The sequence below is a fragment of the Burkholderia semiarida genome (assembly GCF_029268935.1).
GTDB lineage: Bacteria > Pseudomonadota > Gammaproteobacteria > Burkholderiales > Burkholderiaceae > Burkholderia > Burkholderia semiarida.
Genome location: NZ_JAHLCL010000007.1, coordinates 1 through 1,167, shown reverse-complemented (window position 1 = coordinate 1,167; position 1,167 = coordinate 1). Strand labels below are relative to the sequence as shown.

The window sequence follows — 1,167 nt, the reverse complement described above, 5'->3', positions numbered from 1 at the left end:
TTGTCGGTCTCGCAGTTAAGCACGCTTATGCCATTGCACTATCAGCACGATTTCCGACCGTACCTAGCGTACCTTCGTACTCCTCCGTTACGCTTTGGGAGGAGACCGCCCCAGTCAAACTGCCTACCATGCACTGTCCCCGACCCGGATCACGGGCCAAGGTTAGAACCTCAAACAAACCAGGGTGGTATTTCAAGGACGGCTCCACCGAAACTAGCGTTCCGGTTTCATAGCCTCCCACCTATCCTACACAGATCGGTTCAAAGTCCAATGCAAAGCTACAGTAAAGGTTCATGGGGTCTTTCCGTCTAGCCGCGGGTAGATTGCATCATCACAAACACTTCAACTTCGCTGAGTCTCGGGAGGAGACAGTGTGGCCATCGTTACGCCATTCGTGCAGGTCGGAACTTACCCGACAAGGAATTTCGCTACCTTAGGACCGTTATAGTTACGGCCGCCGTTTACCGGGACTTCAATCAAGAGCTTGCACCCCATCATTTAATCTTCCGGCACCGGGCAGGCGTCACACCCTATACGTCCACTTTCGTGTTTGCAGAGTGCTGTGTTTTTATTAAACAGTCGCAGCCACCAGTTTATTGCAACCCCTTCACCCTCCTGGCGCAGGCCAGTCAAGCTACAAGGGCGTACCTTATCCCGAAGTTACGGTACCAATTTGCCGAGTTCCTTCTCCCGAGTTCTCTCAAGCGCCTTAGAATACTCATCTCGCCCACCTGTGTCGGTTTGCGGTACGGTCATCGTTAGACTGAAGCTTAGAGGCTTTTCTTGGAACCACTTCCAATTGCTTCGCTCCCGAAGGAGCTCGCGCCACACCCTTGAATCCTGCGCCCGGATTTGCCTAAGCGCCTTCTCCAATGCAGCGACCGGGACTCCAACACCCGGACAACCTTCCGCGATCCGTCCCCCCATCGCATCTAACAATGGTGCAGGAATATTGACCTGCTTCCCATCAGCTACGCATTTCTGCCTCGCCTTAGGGGCCGACTCACCCTACGCCGATGAACGTTGCGTAGGAAACCTTGGGCTTACGGCGAGGGGGCCTTTCACCCCCTTTATCGCTACTCATGTCAGCATTCGCACTTCCGATACCTCCAGCACCCTTTACAAGGCACCTTCGCAGGCTTACGGAACGCTCTCCTACCATGCGAG

1 rRNA gene (only partly in view) is annotated in these 1,167 nt (G+C 54.2%); it reads right to left on the bottom strand.

Annotated features, from left to right (window positions below):
- Window positions 1-1,167 (bottom strand): 23S ribosomal RNA (locus KPB06_RS12990); its annotated part reaches 1,098 nt to the left of the window's first position; the annotation flags it as partial.